General features: G+C 57.3%; 11 protein-coding genes, 1 tRNA gene and 6 pseudogenes. 4 read left to right on the top strand and 14 right to left on the bottom strand.

Annotated elements, in window-relative coordinates:
- Position 1: 1 nt before the first annotated feature.
- Positions 2-1,567, bottom strand: a complete 1,566-nt coding sequence (locus U5G49_RS02330) for a Ppx/GppA phosphatase family protein (RefSeq protein ID WP_193445726.1) — start codon at positions 1,565-1,567, stop codon at positions 2-4.
- A 243-nt stretch (positions 1,568-1,810) separates the two neighbouring features.
- On the opposite strand from U5G49_RS02330, the gene U5G49_RS02325 reads away from it, so the two are divergent.
- Positions 1,811-1,884: transfer RNA gene (locus U5G49_RS02325), tRNA-Gln, on the top strand.
- Between the two features lie 330 nt (positions 1,885-2,214).
- Here U5G49_RS02325 and U5G49_RS02320 read toward each other — a convergent pair.
- Together U5G49_RS02320 and U5G49_RS02315 are read right to left on the bottom strand one after the other, a co-directional pair.
- Positions 2,215-2,457 (bottom strand): helix-turn-helix domain-containing protein, encoded by a 243-nt coding sequence (locus U5G49_RS02320; protein WP_246289295.1) that lies wholly within the window; start codon positions 2,455-2,457, stop codon positions 2,215-2,217.
- Between the two features lie 121 nt (positions 2,458-2,578).
- Positions 2,579-3,337: a membrane-anchored protein gene (locus U5G49_RS02315; protein WP_193445725.1), complete on the bottom strand. Its 759-nt coding sequence runs from the start codon at positions 3,335-3,337 to the stop codon at positions 2,579-2,581.
- A 120-nt stretch (positions 3,338-3,457) separates the two neighbouring features.
- Here U5G49_RS02315 and U5G49_RS02310 point away from each other — a divergent pair.
- Positions 3,458-4,140 (top strand): annotated as a pseudogene (locus tag U5G49_RS02310) (transposase); the annotation flags it as partial.
- 56 nt (positions 4,141-4,196) lie between these two features.
- On the opposite strand, the pseudogene U5G49_RS37055 reads toward U5G49_RS02310, so the two are convergent.
- Positions 4,197-4,262, bottom strand: a pseudogene (locus tag U5G49_RS37055) (transposase); the annotation flags it as partial.
- A gap of 479 nt (positions 4,263-4,741) precedes the next feature.
- Positions 4,742-5,008 (bottom strand): annotated as a pseudogene (locus tag U5G49_RS37085) (hypothetical protein).
- A 208-nt stretch (positions 5,009-5,216) separates the two neighbouring features.
- Between U5G49_RS37085 and U5G49_RS02305 the strand changes: the two are divergent.
- A complete protein-coding gene (locus U5G49_RS02305; RefSeq protein WP_193445724.1) occupies positions 5,217-7,241 on the top strand; it encodes an acyltransferase family protein in 2,025 nt (674 codons plus the stop codon).
- A 352-nt stretch (positions 7,242-7,593) separates the two neighbouring features.
- Positions 7,594-9,359: pseudogene (locus U5G49_RS37315) on the top strand (recombinase family protein); the annotation flags it as partial.
- A 27-nt stretch (positions 9,360-9,386) separates the two neighbouring features.
- On the opposite strand, the pseudogene tnpC reads toward U5G49_RS37315, so the two are convergent.
- The 9 genes and pseudogenes from tnpC to U5G49_RS02255 form a co-directional block, all read right to left on the bottom strand.
- A pseudogene (gene tnpC / locus U5G49_RS02295) lies at positions 9,387-10,781 on the bottom strand (IS66 family transposase); the annotation flags it as partial.
- Positions 10,782-10,855: 74 nt separating this feature from the next.
- On the bottom strand, positions 10,856-11,200 hold the full coding sequence (gene tnpB, locus U5G49_RS02290) for an IS66 family insertion sequence element accessory protein TnpB (protein WP_193445723.1): 345 nt from the start codon (positions 11,198-11,200) through the stop codon (positions 10,856-10,858).
- Positions 11,197-11,451 carry a transposase gene (locus U5G49_RS02285; RefSeq protein WP_234907687.1) on the bottom strand — a complete coding sequence of 85 codons (255 nt, stop codon included), beginning with the start codon at positions 11,449-11,451 and terminating at the stop codon, positions 11,197-11,199. The genes tnpB and U5G49_RS02285 overlap by 4 nt, the downstream gene beginning before the upstream one ends.
- A gap of 513 nt (positions 11,452-11,964) precedes the next feature.
- On the bottom strand, positions 11,965-12,126 hold the full coding sequence (locus U5G49_RS02280) for a CBS domain-containing protein (protein WP_246289307.1): 162 nt from the start codon (positions 12,124-12,126) through the stop codon (positions 11,965-11,967).
- A gap of 96 nt (positions 12,127-12,222) precedes the next feature.
- Positions 12,223-12,959 (bottom strand): annotated as a pseudogene (locus U5G49_RS02275) (KpsF/GutQ family sugar-phosphate isomerase); the annotation flags it as partial.
- Between the two features lie 231 nt (positions 12,960-13,190).
- Positions 13,191-14,021 carry a glycosyltransferase gene (locus U5G49_RS02270; protein ID WP_193445722.1) on the bottom strand — a complete coding sequence of 277 codons (831 nt, stop codon included), beginning with the start codon at positions 14,019-14,021 and terminating at the stop codon, positions 13,191-13,193.
- A 10-nt stretch (positions 14,022-14,031) separates the two neighbouring features.
- Entirely contained in the window at positions 14,032-15,114 is a 1,083-nt protein-coding gene (locus tag U5G49_RS02265; protein ID WP_210262351.1) for an NAD-dependent epimerase/dehydratase family protein, read from the bottom strand.
- 38 nt (positions 15,115-15,152) lie between these two features.
- Positions 15,153-16,115, bottom strand: coding sequence for a glycosyltransferase (locus tag U5G49_RS02260; RefSeq protein ID WP_193445721.1), 963 nt, complete (start codon positions 16,113-16,115; stop codon positions 15,153-15,155).
- Positions 16,116-16,249: 134 nt separating this feature from the next.
- Positions 16,250-18,697, bottom strand: coding sequence for a hypothetical protein (locus tag U5G49_RS02255; protein WP_193445720.1), 2,448 nt, complete (start codon positions 18,695-18,697; stop codon positions 16,250-16,252).
- Between the last annotated feature and the right edge of the window lie 53 nt (positions 18,698-18,750).

The raw sequence follows: 18,750 nt of genomic DNA, 5'->3' as shown, positions 1-18,750 counted from the left end.
CCTATCTCGCGCGCTGGCCGCGTCGGTTACGGTTGCGTCGCCACACGCCGTCATCGGCCATCATGTCTGTGAGCAGGCCTTCCCTCAAGCCGCGATCGGCAACGCGCATGCGCGGGCTCGGCCAGCGGCGGCGGATCGCCTCGAGAATGGCGCAGCCGGCGAGCACCAGATCGGCCCGATCGGGCCCGATGCAGGGATTGGCGGCGCGGCTTGCGAAATCCCAGGAGAGAAGCTTTGCCTGCATGGCGGAGACCTCGTCATCGGACAGCCAGATGCCATCGACCTTGCGCCGGTCATAACGCGGCAGGTCGAGATGGACGCCGGCAAGCGTCGTCACCGTGCCCGATGTGCCGATCAGGTGGAAGTCGCCGGTCTGGGCGACCTCGATCTCCGGGCAATCGAAGTGTCCGAGCATGCCTTCGACTTCGCGCACCATGCCTTCAAAAGCCTCGGGCGTGACGTCGTGCCCGCCATGGCGCTCCGACAGCGTCACGACGCCGACGGGAAGCGAGGTCCAGTGGGTGATGTGATTGGCAAGGCGGCTGAAGCGATTGTCGCCGATGCGGATCACGGCGATCTCCGACGAGCCGCCGCCGATATCGAAGAGCACGACGGAGCGCGTCTCGCGACCGACCAGCGAGGAGCACCCGGAGACGGCAAGCCGCGCTTCGGTCTCGCGATCGATGATCTCGAGCGCGAGGCCGGTTTCGGCAACGACCCGGCGGAGGAATTCCTCGCCATTGACGGCCTGGCGGCAGGCTTCGGTAGCGATCAGCCGCATGCGGCGGATCTCCCGGTTCCTGAGCTTGGAGGCGCAGATCCTCAACGCCTCGATCGCCCTCTCCATCGCCTCGTCGGACAGGCGACCGCTGGCAGCAAGGCCTTCGCCGAGGCGCACGATGCGGGAAAAGGCGTCGACGACGCGGAATTGTCCCGGACGGGTCGGCTGGGCAATGAGGAGACGGCAATTGTTGGTGCCGAGATCGAGAGCGGCATAGAGCTCCTCCGGCCAAGCATGCTCGCCGCCCTGGCGATCTCCCTGATGCGCGGGATAGATATGGCTTTCCTGGCGGCCCCGGCGGTTGGCGCTCGCGCCATTCGATGTTTCACCCAGTTCGGCACCGAGCGCCGTCTCTTCCGCGCGGCTTTCCTGCTGCGAGACACTTGATGGTTTTGCCGTTGTCAGCGGCCGGCCCTGAAGACCGCGCTTGCCGCGATGCTTGCGGCGGCTGCGGCGGCTCGGCGCCGAATCGCCATCGGACCGGGCGGCATGATCTGCCGCTGCAGTCTGTTCCATCACATGAGGTTGAAGTGAACTATCCTGCGCAGCACCATGGCCGCCACGACGGCGACGCTTGCGCTTGCGGGCCGGATTACCGGCTGCATCTTCCATCGGGCGCGCTGGCTGTCCGGCACCGCCGGAAGGCTCATGCGAAGCGGGATGAGCCGCGTTGCGGGATTGCCCGCCACGTTTGCCCTTGCGGCGCCTGGACTTCTTGCCGTCCTTGCGCCCTGCCGCCGACGCCCCGTCAAATTGCGGCTTTGTGCCGCCTTCGGGGTCTTCCACGTTGTTTTTCCACCGCGCCGCGCAAGTCTTGAGATATGCAGCAGGCGCTCATTCGATTTTTGCGTTGCCGCAAGGATATCAGCGCCCGCCGAAATCGCCAAATTCTTTTTTGGACGGGGGTTTGCGGGTGGTTTCACCTCGTGGGCGGCAGCACCGAATTTTTTCAAAACGGCTATTTGCAATCCGCCCGCTTTTGGTTATAAGCGCCGCACAGCAGCCAAGCTATGCTTCGGCGGCAACTGCTGGGGAATAGTTCAATGGTAGAACGACGGACTCTGACTCCGTTAATCTTGGTTCGAATCCAGGTTCCCCAGCCAATTCTCAGCAAAACCCCTTATTTCCTTGATTTCCAGTCGTGCCGGATATCGTATTTGGCATCGGCACCCTGATGTCCAGAACTGTAGCCCCATAGGTGATGCTCACGATTTTTGAAACCGGACGGCGCACTTTTGCTCCACTGGGATCGCCCTTGGTATCGGCCTCTGGACCTTCGGCCTCTTCGGCGCCGGCGATGCCAAACTTTTCCTGTCGATCGGTCTTTTCAGCGGCTGCAACGGCATGCTGCCCTTCGCCATCTGCTCGGTCGGCAGAACCCTTTTTTGAAACCCAGACCCTCGGCCCGCACGAACACTCAAACGGCGCGTCGCTCAGGTTTTGATGCCGCGTTCGGCCAGTTCCGCGACAAGGCCCCGCGTCGTGAACGGGCCTAATTGGCAGCGTTGGCGCAGCCAGTCGGCCCGTTCGCCGGACAGGTTCCGATGCTTGCGCCCGCCGACGCGACCCAGCGTCAGAGCGCCGGTCTCGGCAAGCCGCTTCTTCCACTTCGAAACACAGGAGGGAGCGATCGCAAGTGCGGCTGCGATCGATCGTATCGTTTCTCCGGCATTCAAGCGCGCCATCCCCGTTCGCGAAGATCGTCAGAATATGGTTGCGTCATCCCTGCCGGCCATCCCGAACCAGTCATCTCGATTGACAAGCCGGGGAAAATCGCTGTTGTGAATTGTCGGTTGCTTATTGCGCCGCCTTGAACTTCGGTTCTTTGTCGCCCTGCCAGAGCGGCAGGCCGACTTCTTCCGCGACCTGCGGATCGGCTGTGTAGATGGGATAGCCTTGCCTGAGCAGCCTTATCAGGATTTCCCGGTCGAAACGGGTATGTTTGCGGGCCAGATTGGCGCTGTTGTATATGTGGCCGTTCGAATGAGGATTGATGCCGGTTATGATGACCGCGCTGGCATCGTTGTATAATGCAAACAACACTGCGATCATTCCGTTCGAGCACTTGGTTTCGGCATCGAGCTCAAGGTTCACCAGTCCGCTGGCTTTATGCATCAACGCTATGCGCTGATAGCGGCCCACGATATGGAGATCCCGGTAGCAATAGCTGAAGGAGTTCAGATTGTTTTTCACGCGCGCTTGGCGTTTCTGACCCCGCCGCCAGGTGAGAACGTAGAGAGCGCCGGTGCGGTGCCCGGTGAGAACGCGCCTTGTCTCCACAGCTGCCGTATTGCCGCCCTGGAGCTCGTTGAAGCCCATCAGGGTGATGTCGGGCGCATCGATGCCCCAGGCATGGACAGCTATTTGCGAGGCGTTCACCGAAATGATGCGATATGTTTCATCGAAGCCGACGGGCTTGTGGGAAATGGGTGCCGATCCGACGACCACGACAGGGCCGGCAAATGGTACACTGGTTTTCGGAGGCTTGGGCCTTGTCACGATATATCTGATGCGGCGGTAGATGATTTTATGAATCTGCGCAAGCAAATTTGGCATTCGAAGTATCACTCCAGCTCATGCCTAGCCTGAATTATCTCAAAACAAGAGGTGAATCGGCCCCAAGAATCGGAGAACTGCTTTTGTAACAAAGATTATCAGACTGCAAGACGGGTTCCGATGCAACTACACTATATCTCCACGCAACTCGGATTTGGAGGCTTCGACGGCCACAATGTTGTGGCTGGTTTCGATGGCGGCGCGATCACCTCGGATGCCGGCGCGCTTTTGCTTCGCCATGTCGACAAAGTCATTGGCCTGTTCGAGTGGATGGCGGCGTGCTTTGTTGAGGCCGCTGCGGCTTGCACGGTCCACAGTGTGCGCAGGCTGGTCTGGCAGCGCTTCGCGGCGATCGCCTTGGGATACGAGGCCGTCCACGACCATGACAGGCTGCGCCATGACCCGGTTCTTCGGCTTCTGTCGCATAGCCTGACGCCGAAGCGGCCCGACTATGCGGTGCTGGCCGGCTAAGGCTGGAGCACGGCCGCCTGGGGCAGCCGACGCGCTATCATAAGATCGGTTATAGGGCTAGCGCTGGAAACCTTATTTGTCGAGCTGTTTCTGGAGGCCCACGCTAAGCCGCGGGCCGAGATCGTGCTCGATCTCGACGCCACGACGATCCGCTGCACAGCCACCAGGAGGGTCCGGTTCTTTCACGGGTATTACAAATTGCCACTGATATCTGCCGCTTTACATCTTCTGTGGCCGCCACCTGCGTATCGGCCAAGCTGCGGCGTTCCAACATCGACGCCAGCGCCGGATCGGTCGCCGAAATCGATCACATCGTTGCGCAGATTCGCGAAATATGCAGACGATTTGCGCAGTATCTCATTGGCCTGACGAAGCTCGCGGTTCTCCCACTCAAGCGCCTGCATCTACCAAGCCAGGCGAATGTGCGCTCCACGACCCAGCGACGCGGCAGCACGGCTCAGGCACATCTTTGCCGATGGCGGTTAATCATCCTAGCCGAAGCGAAGGTTGCGCCCCGAGGTTGAATCATGCGTCGGTTCCTCTTTGATCGCAGGGGCGATCATTGCTCTATAGCAAATTAACGTTTAGGGATTCCGTTCTAGGAGCAAATCGGAATCAACACTGGCTTTTGGAATTCAGTGATCGATGGTGAGATTCTTCAGGATAGCTGGCCCTATGCGGTGCCTGCCCTGTTGATGAGCTTGACCGAGCTGGAGCCGCAGACCGCCCTAACGATATTGTAGGCAAACGAGGTCAGCGCCACGAAACGCGCATCCGGCAGGGCCACAGGTCGGCAATTCCAGCGCCAGCGGCGCGCTGCACTCTCCCGCCGTTTTGTAGGGCCCCGGGTCCGCCATCATTGGTGTTGCGGGAACAGATTGTCTTGGGCTCGCTTTATGTCGCCGGATCCGGATAGGTATCCTGGCGCACCCCCTAGAACGACCCGGCTAACGCCACGGCCAGGGGGCTGCGGGACCATCCTTCTGCAGGCGGTTTGCCCTTCAGTTCCCCTGAGATTTTTTTGGTGAACCAAAATGGGGGCGACGCCGCCAAGGCGAAAAGCATTGATGCCGCAGACATCGCGAGCCTGAAGGTAGAGGTTTCCGGAAACCCGCGTCGCGGCTACGAAACTGGTGACGGGCTCAGGACGATTAAGAGTAGCGCGAGCGCCAATAAGCGGACGCTCCACGCGCGCTTCATGGGGCTCCGGATCTATTGGATGTGGTACGGCAAGCAACTCACGGCTGCAAAGTGCATTTATGCGATACTGAGGTTCCCGATGCGGGTACTGGCTTAGCATTGCACAGGAGCGGGCATCAATGCCCGAGGCCGACACCTAGCTAATATCCCCACACGATTGATTTGCTCGTCTCTGCGTGATAGCCGCGGGTAACGAGGTGTAGACAAGATGAATATATCCACAGGTCGTCCGGTAAATGCGTCCCCGATCGAACGCGGTGTTCACGGAATAGGATATCGTGCGGACGTAGACGGCCTGCGCTCCATTGCAGTCCTATCAGTCCTCATGTTCCATGCGTTTCCGACCGTACTGCCGGGCGGCTTCATCGGCGTCGATATCTTCTTCGTGATCTCCGGCTTTCTGATCTCGACGATCCTTCTGGATGACCTGAACCGCGGCCGTTTCAATCTTCTTGACTTCTACAGCAGGCGCGTCCGGCGCATTTTCCCTGCCTTGTCGATCGTGCTTACGACGACCGCGGTTTTCGGATGGTTTGCCCTTCTCCCCGAGGAATATAAGGAACTGGGCAAGCATGTCGCTGGCGGAGCCGGCTTCGTGTCGAACCTCGTCCTCTGGCAGGAAAGCGGCTATTTCGACAGCGCGGCGGAAATGAAACCGCTGCTTCACCTGTGGTCGCTCGGGATCGAGGAGCAATTCTACATCGTCTGGCCTGCGATCCTTTGGGCGGTGTTCAAATTTCGTCTTCCGAATCTCCCGATCATCCTGCTTTTTGCGGCGCTGTCGTTCATAGCCAATATAGTGAGTGTCCACGCCAATCCGGTCGCAACCTTCTACTCGCCCTTCACGCGCACGTGGGAACTCTTGATTGGAGCCGTGCTCGCGCAGGCCTTGATTGACGGGCGCAGCAAGCATCCTTCTTTTTTCGGCGCGGCTGCAAACCGGATGAGTGCATCCAGCTTAACGGCCATAGCAGGTGCGATCCTGATTGGTGCGACACTCGCGTGTCTTTCCCCAGCGAGCGTTTTCCCTGGATGGCGCGCACTCTTCCCAAGCGTTGGAGCGGCCCTTCTCATCCTCTCCGCCTCTGGCAATTGGATCAATGCGAAGCTGCTCGCCAATCGCCCGATGGTGTGGGTGGGCCTGATCAGCTTTCCCCTATATCTTTGGCATTGGCCGCTATTGGCATTCGCTCGCCTCATTGAGGGCGACACACCAAATCTTGAAATTCGGGTATCAGCTGTTTTGGCGGCGTTCGCGCTGGCAACGGCCACCTATCTGCTCATTGAAACAAATATTCGCCGCAAGTGGAAATCCCGCGCGGTGACGATGACGCTGACCTACATCGTCTGCATTGTCGGCATGGCGGGGTATTCGATTTATCTTTACAATGGCGCGCCCATGCGTGAGGGCATTGCCATGGATGCCAAGATCCATGAGCAATTAGAAGGCACAACCTGGAAATACACGAGCAACGACATTTGCAAAGCCAAATATCCGGCAAATTTCCGATACTTCTGCACGCAGACGCGTGAGGGCTCACCCACGATGATCCTTCTCGGGGACAGTTACGCGAACGCACTTGTGGCCGGCCTCGTCGCCAATCCGGCCACGAAGGATGAAATAATCTTGTCATATGGCTCATGCGATCCAAGCGCGTCCGCCGGAGATCCGGAGATCAAGACACAGTGCGAGACGCAGGACAAGATCATCTCCGAGACACCAAGCCTGCGATATGCGATCCTGGAGGCAAAGTGGCCGCGATTCGACAGCGCTGGCCGCCTGATCGATTATTTTACGAATATAGCCGTAAGCGACGCTGCATGGGCGCCGCGCTATCGGGACGGTCTCGACAAGCGAGTTTCATTTCTCGAATCGAAGGGAATCAAGGTGTTCCTTTTCGGCCCTAAGCCTGAGATCGACTATGAGCCCAAGTATTGCTTTGCCCGGCCATTCAAACAGCCGGTGAAGAACTGCCGAGTGACTGAGGCCGAAGTTCAGGACCGGCAGCAAGAATTATCCCTGGTTTTGAAAGATGTTCTCGCCAGGCATCCAAACGCAACTTTTTTCGATCCCAATCCCGCGTTCTGCAAAGACGGGACTTGCAGCCTCAAGACCCAGGACGGATTGCCGATGCTGCGAGACAAGGTTCACTATTCGCAGTACGGAAGCGGGATCGCTATCGATCTATTTGTGAAGCAGGTGCAGAGGGAAGGGTATTTCACCGGGCATTGAAGGTTGCAGGCTTGGCAAATAGCCTAGCCTGCAAGTGTCGACGTAAAGACGAACCAGCAGTAAATTATCAAGAATGCATCAGCAAAGACCGCAAGTTTCGAAATATCGATTCGATATCGACGGCCTCAGAGCCTTTGCAGTGCTTTCGGTCGTCTTATTTCACGCCGACGCTTCCTGGCTTCCAGGGGGTTGTTGGTTCTGCAGAGTGCAAGGCTAAATCAGTTCAGTTATCGCGAGTTCTATGCCAGGCGAATTCGACGCATATTCCCCGCCCTGATCGTAGTATTGCTTGCAAGCTGGATCGTTGGCTGGTGGCTCTTAACTACTGACGAGTTTCTATCACTCGGCCGGCAAATCGTGGCGGGAATGGCATTTATGTGGCCTCGTTGAAGCTCGCGTCATAGATCACGATGGTGTCTACAATCCATGTCGGCCTAATGATCGTCTGCTGCTGGGGATGAAGGGCAGTATCAGCGAGTTCGAACTTGGCGTGCTGAGAGCCTGCATGCTCGATGCTGCCAGATCGAAAGCGCGCCGTGGCGAATTGCGACTTTCCGTTCCGTTCGGCTACATTTGGCATAGAGAAGCGGGGCTTGGACTGACCCCGATCTGCGTCTGCAAGACGTAATCCGATCTATATTCGCGCGCTTCCACGAGCTTGGAAGCGCGCGTCAGGTGCTGCTGTCGATGACGAAAGATCAAATCCACTTTCCGCGGCCGTCGGATGAAAGGCGCATGACCAACTTCGTCTGGACGCCGGTCCGTTATCGCAATGTAATCGGCATCCTCAAAAACCCCTTCTACGCCGGCGTCTACGTCTATGGGAAGAGCGAGAAGCGGACTGCCATCGTTGATGGACGAGCACGCCGCAGTTACGGGCATGGCAAGCCTGTCGGCACCTGGGAGATGATGATCCGGGATCATCACGAAGGTTACATCAGTTGGGACGAGTACGAGCGCAACCAACAGCAATTAGCGCTCAACAATTATGGCCGCTCGGGCGGGACTAAATCGGGCCGTGGCGGCAAAGCGTTATTATCGGGACTCCTAACCTGCGGACGGTGTGGGAGGCGGCTGAGTGTTGCCTATACGGGCAATCCACAAAGTCCTGTCTATCGCTGCGACAAGCAGAATCTAATGATGGGCTTGCCCCGGTGCATGACGTTCGGTGGCCCGAAGGTCGATGCGGCGGTTGCGCGCGAGTTGTTGCGCGCGGTAGAACCGTTAGCGATCGAAGCGACCTTTGAAGCAGAGCGGATGCACCGGGAGCGACAGGAAGACCAGCGGCACATTCACGACCTGGAGCTACAACAGGCTCGCTACGAGACTGGCCTGGCTGAGCGTCGCTATGCGGCATGCGATCCCGACAATCGTCTCATCGCCGCGCAGCTTGAGAAGAATTGGGAAACTGCATTACGCCGCGTGCGGGATCTGGAAGGGCGCAAGCCTGCCGACAGTCCTTCGACCATCGAGGTCGACCCAGGCACCTTCGCGAACTTAGCAGACAATCTCTTGGCGGCCTGGGATTCGCCCGATGTGACCATGCGCGTGCGCCAGCAACTGCTGCGCACACTCATCGCCGACATTGTCGTTGATGTCGACGATGCGGTGCGTGACGTGGTGCTGACGATCCATTGGAAGGGCGGTCAGCATTCGGAACTCAAGGTCCGCAAGCCTCAGACCGGTGAACACGGTTGTGCCACCACTGAGGATGCCCTGGCGGTGATGCGCAGCATGGCTGGTCGCTGGTCCGATGAACATATCGCCGCGTCGCTTAATCGAATGGGCATGCCAACGGGGCAAGGAAAAACCTGGACCGCGCATCGGGTCGCTTCTGTAAGGCGAGTTCGCGCAATCCACGCGTACAAATCAGCGGACAAAGACGGCGAATGGCTGACCATGACCGAGGCTGCGGCGGCATTAGGCGTAACTAACCATCGAATACGCCATCTGATAAAGATGAAGGTGTTGTCCGCCGAACAGGTGGTTCGCGGTGCGCCGTATCAAATTAGGGTCGGCGACCTGGCTTCTGCGAGGGTCCAAGCCGCGATAGCCCGAAAGGGCCGCCCGTGTCGCATTGCTGACACGGAGACGCTTCCAATGTTTACAGATACTTAGAGAAGGAGTGCACAATGATTCAGGTCCGGCGTGGGGTCTGATTGCTCGCTCGACTATGTTGGAGTCGAGTTCGATGCGGCCGTCGGTCAGGAAGCGCTCGAAGATGTCTCGACGCGAGATGGCATACCGCAGAGCCTGGGCGAGTTTGGATTTTCCAGAGACCCGCGGCAGGGTGGCCTGCCAGAGAGTGAAGAGGTCACGGACGATCGCTGCGGAGATCTCCTGGCGTGCAGCGACACGAGCTTCAGGGCTTTGGCCGCGCACACGCTCCTCGGCCTCCCATAACCCAGCCATACGCTCGATGGTGTCTGTAGCGACTTTCGAGCTCTTTGCGACATGCAACTCGTAGAACTTTCTCCGGCTGTGCGACCAACAGCCGGCCAGGATGGCGCTGTCATTGCCTCCATCTTTCCGGACGAGCTTGTTATAAGCGGCATATCCATCGACCTGCAGGATTCCACGATAGCCGCTCAGGTGTCGTGCGACACACTCGGTGGCTCGACTGTCCTCGAAGCGATAGGCTACCATCGGTGGACCGCTGCCCCCAAAAGTCCGGTCATCCCTGGCGTACGCCCATAGCCATGCCGTCTTCGCTGATCCGGAACCAGGAGCAAGTGTGGGCAAGGTCGTTTCGTCGGCAAAGATCCGTTCGGCCTTCTTGATCTCATCGAGGATGTAGTCGGCGAGGATATTGAGCTCGAACCCCAGCTTGCCCATCCATTGAGCCATCAGCTTGCGGTCGAATTCGACCTTGTCGCGTGCGTAGATGGCTTCCTGGCGATAGAGTGGCAGCCCGTCGGCATATTTGGAAACGGCGATCTGGGCCAGAAGTGCTTCCGTCGGAATGCCACCTTCGATGATGTGTGCCGGAGCCGCCGCCTGGACGACACCATCCTCGTTCCTAAAGGCATACTTCGGCCGGCGGGTGACGATGACACGGAACTTCGCTGCCACGACATCCAGCCGCTCGGAGACGTCTTCTCCAATCAGGGTTTTGGTCTTACCTGCATGTTCTGGAAGCTCTTCCGGTTCGATCACGACCTCGACGCGCTCAAGATGAGGCGCAAAGCCCTTGCGTGGCCTCGGAGCGCGTTTGCCGTCCGCGCTACCGCGGCCTTTGGTGACCTGAGCCTTGATCGTCGCAATGCCGGTCTCGATCTCTTCGAAGACAAAGGCATGCTGCTCGTCATCGACGGTGGATGAGCCGAGCTTTTCCGAGCGTCGGCCAAATCGGGCGCGATCGAAAGCCTTCAGGATCTGCGTCAGCCGCTCGATGCGCTCATCGGCGTCCGCGTTGCGGGCCTCTAGATCGTCAACCTGTTTCTCCAAAGCCTCGACGCGGGCTGCTTTTGCGGCCATGGCAAGGACCATGGCTTTGAGAGCCTCTACATCATCCGGGAGCTCAATCTCAGGCCGCGTCATGGGTATGATCAGAGCATATTTTGCCGCGCTCCGCCCATGGTTTCAGGGACCTGATTCACTTCGCCGCAGCGGTTTTACCCAACAATCTCGGGAGGCTTCACCGGCGTGGATCGAACCCGCTTCCAGTCCATTCCGTCGACTAAAGCCAGAAGCTGGGCATGATTGAGCTGGACGCGATGATGGCCGATCCGGGGCCAGCAGAACTGGGCTTTTTCCAGCCCCTTCGCATAGAGGCAAACGCCGGAGCCATCCCACCACACGATCTTGACTCGGTCTGCTCTCTTGGCCCGAAAGACATAAAGTGCACCGTTGAACGGATCACTGCCAGCATCCCGTACCAGCGAAAGCAAGCTGTCCGGCCCCTTTCGGAAGTCGATGGGATGGCTCGCAAGAAAGACCTTCACGCCGGACGGGATCATGCCGATCGCACCGCTCGGATCACCCGCTGCAGCTGTGCTTCGCCGATATCTGCGTCGGCCCGGATAACGACGTCGCCGATGACAAGCTCGATCATCGCACGTGTGCCAATCGTCCTGGTCCCTGCCTGACCAGCCCGATCTTGCGAGGAGGATCGTTGTCCGTCACGAGCATCACGACGCCAGCCAAATAGCTGCGAGGGATGTATGCCGATGCGATGCGCAATGGCCGAGACGCTTGCGCCGGGCTCCATTGCCTCAGCCACAGCCCGCGCTTTAAAATCATCGGACCAGCGGCGCCGAAATTGCCGTGGGGCGCCCTCAAGTCGTTCCGGAACAGCCTCGATCATATGGAAGTTTCTAGTTCCAGAGCTAGGCGCAGACATAGAAGCTCGCAGTTTGTGAATCGTCTGTCCGAAATACAGCGGCCAACGCCACCGACGCCAGATGGGGTCAGCTTGTCGCTTACGAGATAACCGCATCCGGCTCAAAGCAGGCCGCGACAAGCCGTTCCTTATCCTCGCGTGATCAGCGGCGGCGGCGCTCTACGGACGTGATCACCTCAATTGGATGCTTCGTCATATGACTACTCCTAGTGTTACCACTAGGACTGGCAGTCAGCAGCCCATCATCGCAAGACGGCCCTCACCGTGGGCTTACTTTGCTGATCACAGCCTATAGGTGGAAATTCGACCTTGCCGTCGTCGCCCTATCACTTAGATTTTAAAAGGGTGCGGCAGACCACCATCTAGTCGAAGAACTGCTCGTCAGGCGACGCCGATCCGCAGCAGGTCGTGGAAATGCACCAGGCCGACCGGCCGGCTGTCGTCGTCGATGACGATCAGCGCGCCGATATGATGCTGGTTGAGCAGCGCCAGGGCCGCGGTCGCCAGCACCGTCGGCTTCACCGTCTTCGGCGTCCGCGTCATGATGTCGTCGACATCAAGCTCGGCCAGATTGCGCGTCAGATTGCGCGCCATGTCGCCTTCGGTGACGATGCCGCAGAGCCGCCCATCTTCATCAAGCACCCCGACGCAGCCGAAATGCTTGCGCGACAGCACGGTGATCGCCTCCGGCATCGGTGTGCCCTTGGCAACGAGCGGCAGCCGCTCGCCGGTATGCATGACATCGGCGACATGCATCAGGCTCGCACCCAGCTTGCCGCCGGGATGGAAGACGTGGAAATCCGTAGCGGTAAAGCCGCGCGCCTCCAAAAGCGCCACCGCCAGCGCGTCGCCGATTGCAAGCTGCATCAGCGTCGAGGTCGTCGGCGCCAGCCCATTCGGGCAGGCCTCCTGCTCGTTCGGCATCAGGAGGACGATATCGGCGGCGGTCGCCAGCGAGGACCCTTCGCTGCAGGTGATCGCGATCAGCGGAATGGAGAAGCGCCGCGTGAAGGAATGATGCTCTTGAGCTCGGCGCTCTCGCCGCCTTTGGAAATCGCCAAGACGACGACGTCGCGCGCAATCATGCCGAGATCGCCGTGAGTGGCCTCCGCCGCATGCACGAAAAAGGCAGGCGTTCCCGTTGAGGCGAATGTCGCCGCCAGCTTGGCGCCGATATGCCCGCTCTTGCCGACGCCGGTGACGATCACGCGTCCGGAGATGTCGCCGATGACTTCGACGGCCCGGGTGAAGGGACCGGCCAATCCGTCGTCAAAGGCCTGTTCGAGCGCTTCAAGACCGCGTCTTTCGGTCTCTACCGTGCGTTTTGCCGACTCGAGCACGCTGTTTTCAACGAGGTTTATCGCTCTTCTGATCATGAAGTTGCGTTAGACCTTTTCACTTTCCGAGTCCACCCCGCACGATTTCGGTCGGCATCTGTGCAACGGGGCCACTGTTTTACCGGCTTGAGAAGAGGTCAAATAGCAGAAGGATGAGTACTCGTGCCGTTCCTCGCCCCACTCTTTCGCTCCGGCAGTGAAGTGGGCTTTGTATGGGCCTAATCAAGCAGCGAACCTTATGAAGGCGGCGCCCAACCGCGATCGAACATTTCAAAGCAACGACGGTAACCGCTTAAGACGGGCGAGAATGCGATGTTGAACGGGCAGCAGGCGCAGATACGGGGCAGGCCAGAACAAATCGCGGAAGAAACTTGAAGATTTCGAACGGCCGATCCATTTCGGGAATGCAGGATGGATATAGCCTTTGCCGATAGCTTGATTGATATCCGCCAATGTAACATCACCTGCGTCCAGCGCAGCGTTCACTGCCGCGTAAAACACGTCTCGATTAGGATTGGTCGGCTCTACCCATGGCTGGCGATTCATATCGGTGAAGTGGATAAGGCTCGTCTCGCCACTGCCGTAGTATTCGAGCGCATTCCATCGGAACGGCAAGATCATCGCCTTTTCGTCGGCAGACATATGAGAGAATTCGTAGACCAGAGAATGATAATCATAGACACCAGTATCGAGCTTTTGCATTAGCTCCTTGGCATCCCAGCGCGCCTTGGCGCAATCTACCAGGAAAACGCTGTATTGCGGTCGACGACCGCGTTCAGGCGGCTGTTCAGCGTACAAAAGCGATACCCCGTCGGGCATCGGCCAATTCCATAATTCGGCGATATCGGTAAAGACCAACATATCCGCATCCAGATAGATTGCCCGGCCCTCATAACCGCAGATTTGCGGAATCATGAAACGTGTGAAACTGAAGCCAGTCTTGGACCTTAGTGCCGGATTCTGAGGCGAAGGAGCGGCATAATCGCTGAGATAGTGAATCTTCACCGGAGCACTTGTACGCGAAGTGATGCTGTGAGCCAGCACCTTCGCGCCAATCATCTGGTATTCATCGGTGCCTATAAATATCTGGATTGGGTCCAAGTTCGTTGGCCTATCTTTGGGTGCGTTCTGATTTTATGTGGCGGGCAAGCTGCGCGATGCCCGTTTCCAGGCTCACTTTCGGTTCGTACCCTAACAAGGTCCGAGCCCGGGTATTATCGGCAAGCGCAAAACGGACATCCCCTGGCCGGAAATCGCCAGAAATGCGAAGGTTTTCTTTGCTGGCGCCCAGTTCGGTGAGCAAGCACTCAGCAGCATAACGAATTGTCGTGCTAATGCCGCTTCCCAAATTTATCGGCTCACTGTCAACGCTGCCAGCAACAGCAGCAAGCATCAGCGCCTCGACGATGTCATCGACGTAAACGAAATCGCGGACGATCTCGCCATCTTCATAGATGTTCAGAATCTTGCCGTCTAAAATCTGCTGGCCAAAAATCGAGAGCACACCGGTATACGGATTCCTGCTACTCTGCCCGGGCCCGTAAACATTCTGAAATCTGAGAATTACCGGTTGGATGCGCGTGTTGTCGAGGCCTTGGACGCATATGTATTCCTGCATCAGCTTTGTGGAAGCATAGATGCTTGACGGACGCAGAGTAATGCCTTCAGGAGTAGCGACAGGGGTAGCCGCTTCACCAACGCTGTCGTAGAGATCAAAAATCCCCTTAGACATAGTCTCGCTTAGACGCGGCTTCGGCGTGAAGATTTCGCCGAGGCTCGATTTGTAGGCGCCCTCCCCGTAGACTGCCCTGGAAGAGGCCAGAACGAGCCGTCTTGCCCTGTCGGGAAGCTTGCGCAACCCTTCAATCAGATAGGCGGTTCCATTGATGTTGGTATCACAATATCGAGAAATTTCGTGATAACTTTGACCCGTCCCAGTTTCGGCCGCAAGGTGGAAAATCAGGTCGGGATCGTGTCGCTCAAGCACCCCTTCAAAGAAAGCCCTGTCTGACACAGATCCTTCTTCAACAATTGCCCCCTCGATAGATTTAGCCGGTTTCTCGCCGTGGACTTGGGGATGAAAGTTGTCGAGCGCGACAACGGACTTAATGTCTGGCCGCTGCGCCAGGCGTGCAATGAGCCGCCTGCCGATGAAGCCCATGCCACCGGTGACCAATACTGTGTCTTGCTTCACTATCAAGAATCTCCTTGGGCATCATAACGGGGTCGGAATCAGGCTGCCTTCTCGGCGGCCAGTTTCGCCTCATATTCCTTGATGGCCTTGGTACGGAGACGCTTGGCCTCGTACACTTCCTTATGCGCAACATATCCCAGGCGCTTATCATTGGCCTTGTGATAATTGTACCAGGCCTTGCGTGCAAAACCCGGAATTTTATTGAGATACTTGAGATCAGCGATCAGAGAGGGCCGGAAATAGCCCATATCGATCTCTTTCTTAATCTGATCCATCGCCAACTGCCCCTCGGCAACCATTCGGTTCACTTCATTGAACCAGATGTATCCGAGTGGATGGCCACTAAAGGTCCATGGCTGAGTATAGACGTCGGTGTAGTGCAGCAGGCGCGTGTTTACGTCCCAATGCTCAAGTGAGTTCCATTCGAATGGAACGCCATACTTGACCTCGTTTTCTTCGAGAATGCAGAATTGGCTCATCAACTGATCGTAATCGTATTTGCCATCATCCATCCCCCGGACGATCTCCTCGACCTTCCAGGCGCAAGCGGCACAATCGATCAGCATCACAGCGCATTGCTTCTTACGGGCGGCAGGAGCCCCCTCCTTCGCCGTCGTCACCTCAGCATGCTTGACCTCTTGCTGGACAATGATCTTCGCGCCGTCGAAGGGAATATTCCACAATTCCTTGATGTCTTTCATGACGATCATGTCGGCGTCCATGTAGATCGCCTTGCCCTTATACCCATTCAGCGCTGGAATGGTGAAGCGGGAAAAGGAGAAGCCCGTACGCTGACCATTTCTCGGATCGACCGGTGTGGGCACCGGCAAATCCAGCATTCCAAAGACCTCAACCTTTGCATTGGTATGGCGCTTGATCGAGTATTCCAGAACGTTGACAGCAAGCATCTGCGAGCTGTCCGTTCCGACAAATACGCGGATGGTGTCATCATCCAGATTGCGGGTAGCAAGATCGTTGATCTGGGTTATAAAAGTAGGCATCGTCAATCGCCTTCCTGCTGGATCGGATAAGTTGCGTGTCACTCATACATTCTTACCCGCCATCGGATCAAATGGAATTAGCGGGAATAGACAGCTTTTGATGCCGCGGAGAATGATGAGCCGTGGGCGAGGTATCACTCGCTAAAGTGCTCGTTTTGTGGCGGTTTTGGCTTGCGATCTTCTAATAGGCGATCAATCTCACACACGATGTTGGACGCAACGTTTCCCGCCGCCAACGCGGACGATTTGAAGCGGCTGACGGCATCCATAGTCGCACTGCCGTCAAGAGCACGGGTTACAAAAGCCTCTATATCCTCATAGGAACGACCGATTTCGAGCGGTTCAAACAGAGGCAACTCCAACGTATTGGCAAAGACCAGAACCGGCCGGCAAAGCTGGGTCGCATCTACTGCAACTGTCGAGGGAGTTGTGATGGCCGCTAGTGAAGCCGAGAGTAAATCGGCGGCGGTGACACCGGCGAACCCGGGATCATCCCGGTGCAGTAGAAGCGTGTTGGCCCGGGTTGTTATGCGGGGATTCTTTTGCAGCCAGACGCCAGCCGGATGCGGTTTTATGACAAAAAACACATCCTTGAACGTGTCCACCAGTCGTTCGATGTTCGCGCTGAAGTGCCCGCGATAGCCATCGGCTTCATACCGATGCCAATGCAGATTCTCAAAAATCGCGATCACCGGTAGGCGGCGAGGGTTCATCAACTCGAGGCTGCTCTGAAGCGTCGCAAGGTGCCGCGACGTGCTTGGCGCAAATCGTCCTACGGGAATGCAGCGTCGCACAAGATCAGATGATGCTCGCTTCGGCAATCGCGCAGGATCGCCATAGGTGAATATGGATGACGACGCAATTTTCACATCACTGGTATGGCGATCATCAAAGTAGGATAAACCCGGCGCTTCCAATCCATGTTGCATGGATATCGTTGGAATACCGAGTTCATTGGCTTTCAACACGGCCGCGTGAACCAATCGATGGGGGCGCAAGGAAGTCTCCGCACCGACGATAAGGACGGACGCGGACTTCACATCGAGCGCTCGCAGATTGCCCTCGTCCGTGTCCTCCGTGAGAAGACGAAGACGCGCACCGGTGTTTACGATCTCTTGCACGATATCCGGCTGTTGAAGGTATACCGACTTCAGAAGCACCACATCCACATCACAGGAGTTGCCATTTTTGCCTTCGGCAGCGCGTGCAACCAAAGCCGTCACAACTGGCAGTAGCACATGGATGTCCTGTAGAAGATGGAAGAATATGGTAACCTGCGGAGATTTGGCGGGTCGGGATTTCTCCAACCCCATAAGCTCGAGCCATTTCCGGCCTGTAGCCTCTGCCGAGAATTCGTTCTCAATAATCGATCTTGCCTTCTCAAGGTCCGCCTTTGTCGCCGCTTCGTCGAGAAGATACCGTCGAAATCCGCCCTCCCAATCATCGGTTACGATGCAATCCTTCAACGGCTCGAGAGACATCAGACGCGAAGCTATCACCGGAGTACCGCAGCTAAGCGCCAGAAGCGCGCGATTGGCCGATTTACACTCTGAAAATTCATCCTCGATCTGGGGCATGAGGAAGGCGTCACTCGCCCTGACAGCCTCAAAGCAGCCCTCCTGGCTCCACAACTCAAATCGTGACCGGAATGGGAGTGGCTCTATCAAAGTCCTATAAGCATCAGAGCGGCTACTCATAACGACCAGTTCGAAATCAACCGTCTGCGCAAGGCGGATCAGATCAGATGCAATGAGCGTCAGGGTTTGTATGCCCGATTGAAAGCTGTCCGAACCCGAGTTTCCGAACCAGATGAGCTTCTTGCCACCGTTGAGACCCGAGACCCGCGCCTGATTCCCCACTTTATTGCGACTTGCAGTCGCTAGAGAAGCGACCCTTCGAGAGCCGGATGTCCAAGAATTACGAAGCCGCTGATGAAACCTCGCCGGCAAGCTGCGCGGCGCGCGGGACAGCTCTGCGACCAGCAGCCGCAGAGACAGAAAAGACCCTCGTGCCTCTCGTTGCAGGCGTCCTATTTTGGATTTCAGGGCGATCAAGCGAGCGCGCGGGCGAACGAGGCGGCGAAGTTCAGCTAGACTATAGGGATCAATCTTTTTGACGCTGAAAACACGCGTGCGCTCAATGAGCGCACTAGACTCCGCTTGATCAGGAATAACAACGATCGGAATTGAATCCGAAAGCGAAGCGGATAAAACCTTCCTCAGCTGCTCCGTTGGCACCACGATAGCGTCGATGTAGGGAGCCTGAGAGAGAATGATAACCCTGCGCAGTTCCCCCGAGCTGTTGCCGTACCTGGGATGCGTGACATAATCGCATAGATCGAGAAAGACCTTTCGTGCGTACCGTTCGCGGAGTTCCCGCATAATCGCGGTCAAAACATGGCTTACCGTCTTGACGAATATGACGACATCATACTCCTTCAAATGCTCGATCTTGGCATCGCGAACCGAGAAATAGGCATTTTGGAATCCATTGTCCGCAAGGGCGAAGCTGGGATAAAGCGCGCGATACCTAAAACTGGCAACGTTCGGGCTGATGTCTGACGATACCCAAGCAATCTTCATGTGGCTACCAGGAAAAGATCCATACTGCGCAAGGCGTCACCGAGGATCGCTCT

Source organism: Rhizobium indigoferae, from assembly GCF_034554815.1.
GTDB classification, from domain to species: domain Bacteria; phylum Pseudomonadota; class Alphaproteobacteria; order Rhizobiales; family Rhizobiaceae; genus Rhizobium; species Rhizobium leguminosarum.
Note: the sequence above shows the minus strand (reverse complement) of the source record. Positions and strands in the feature narration are given on the sequence as shown.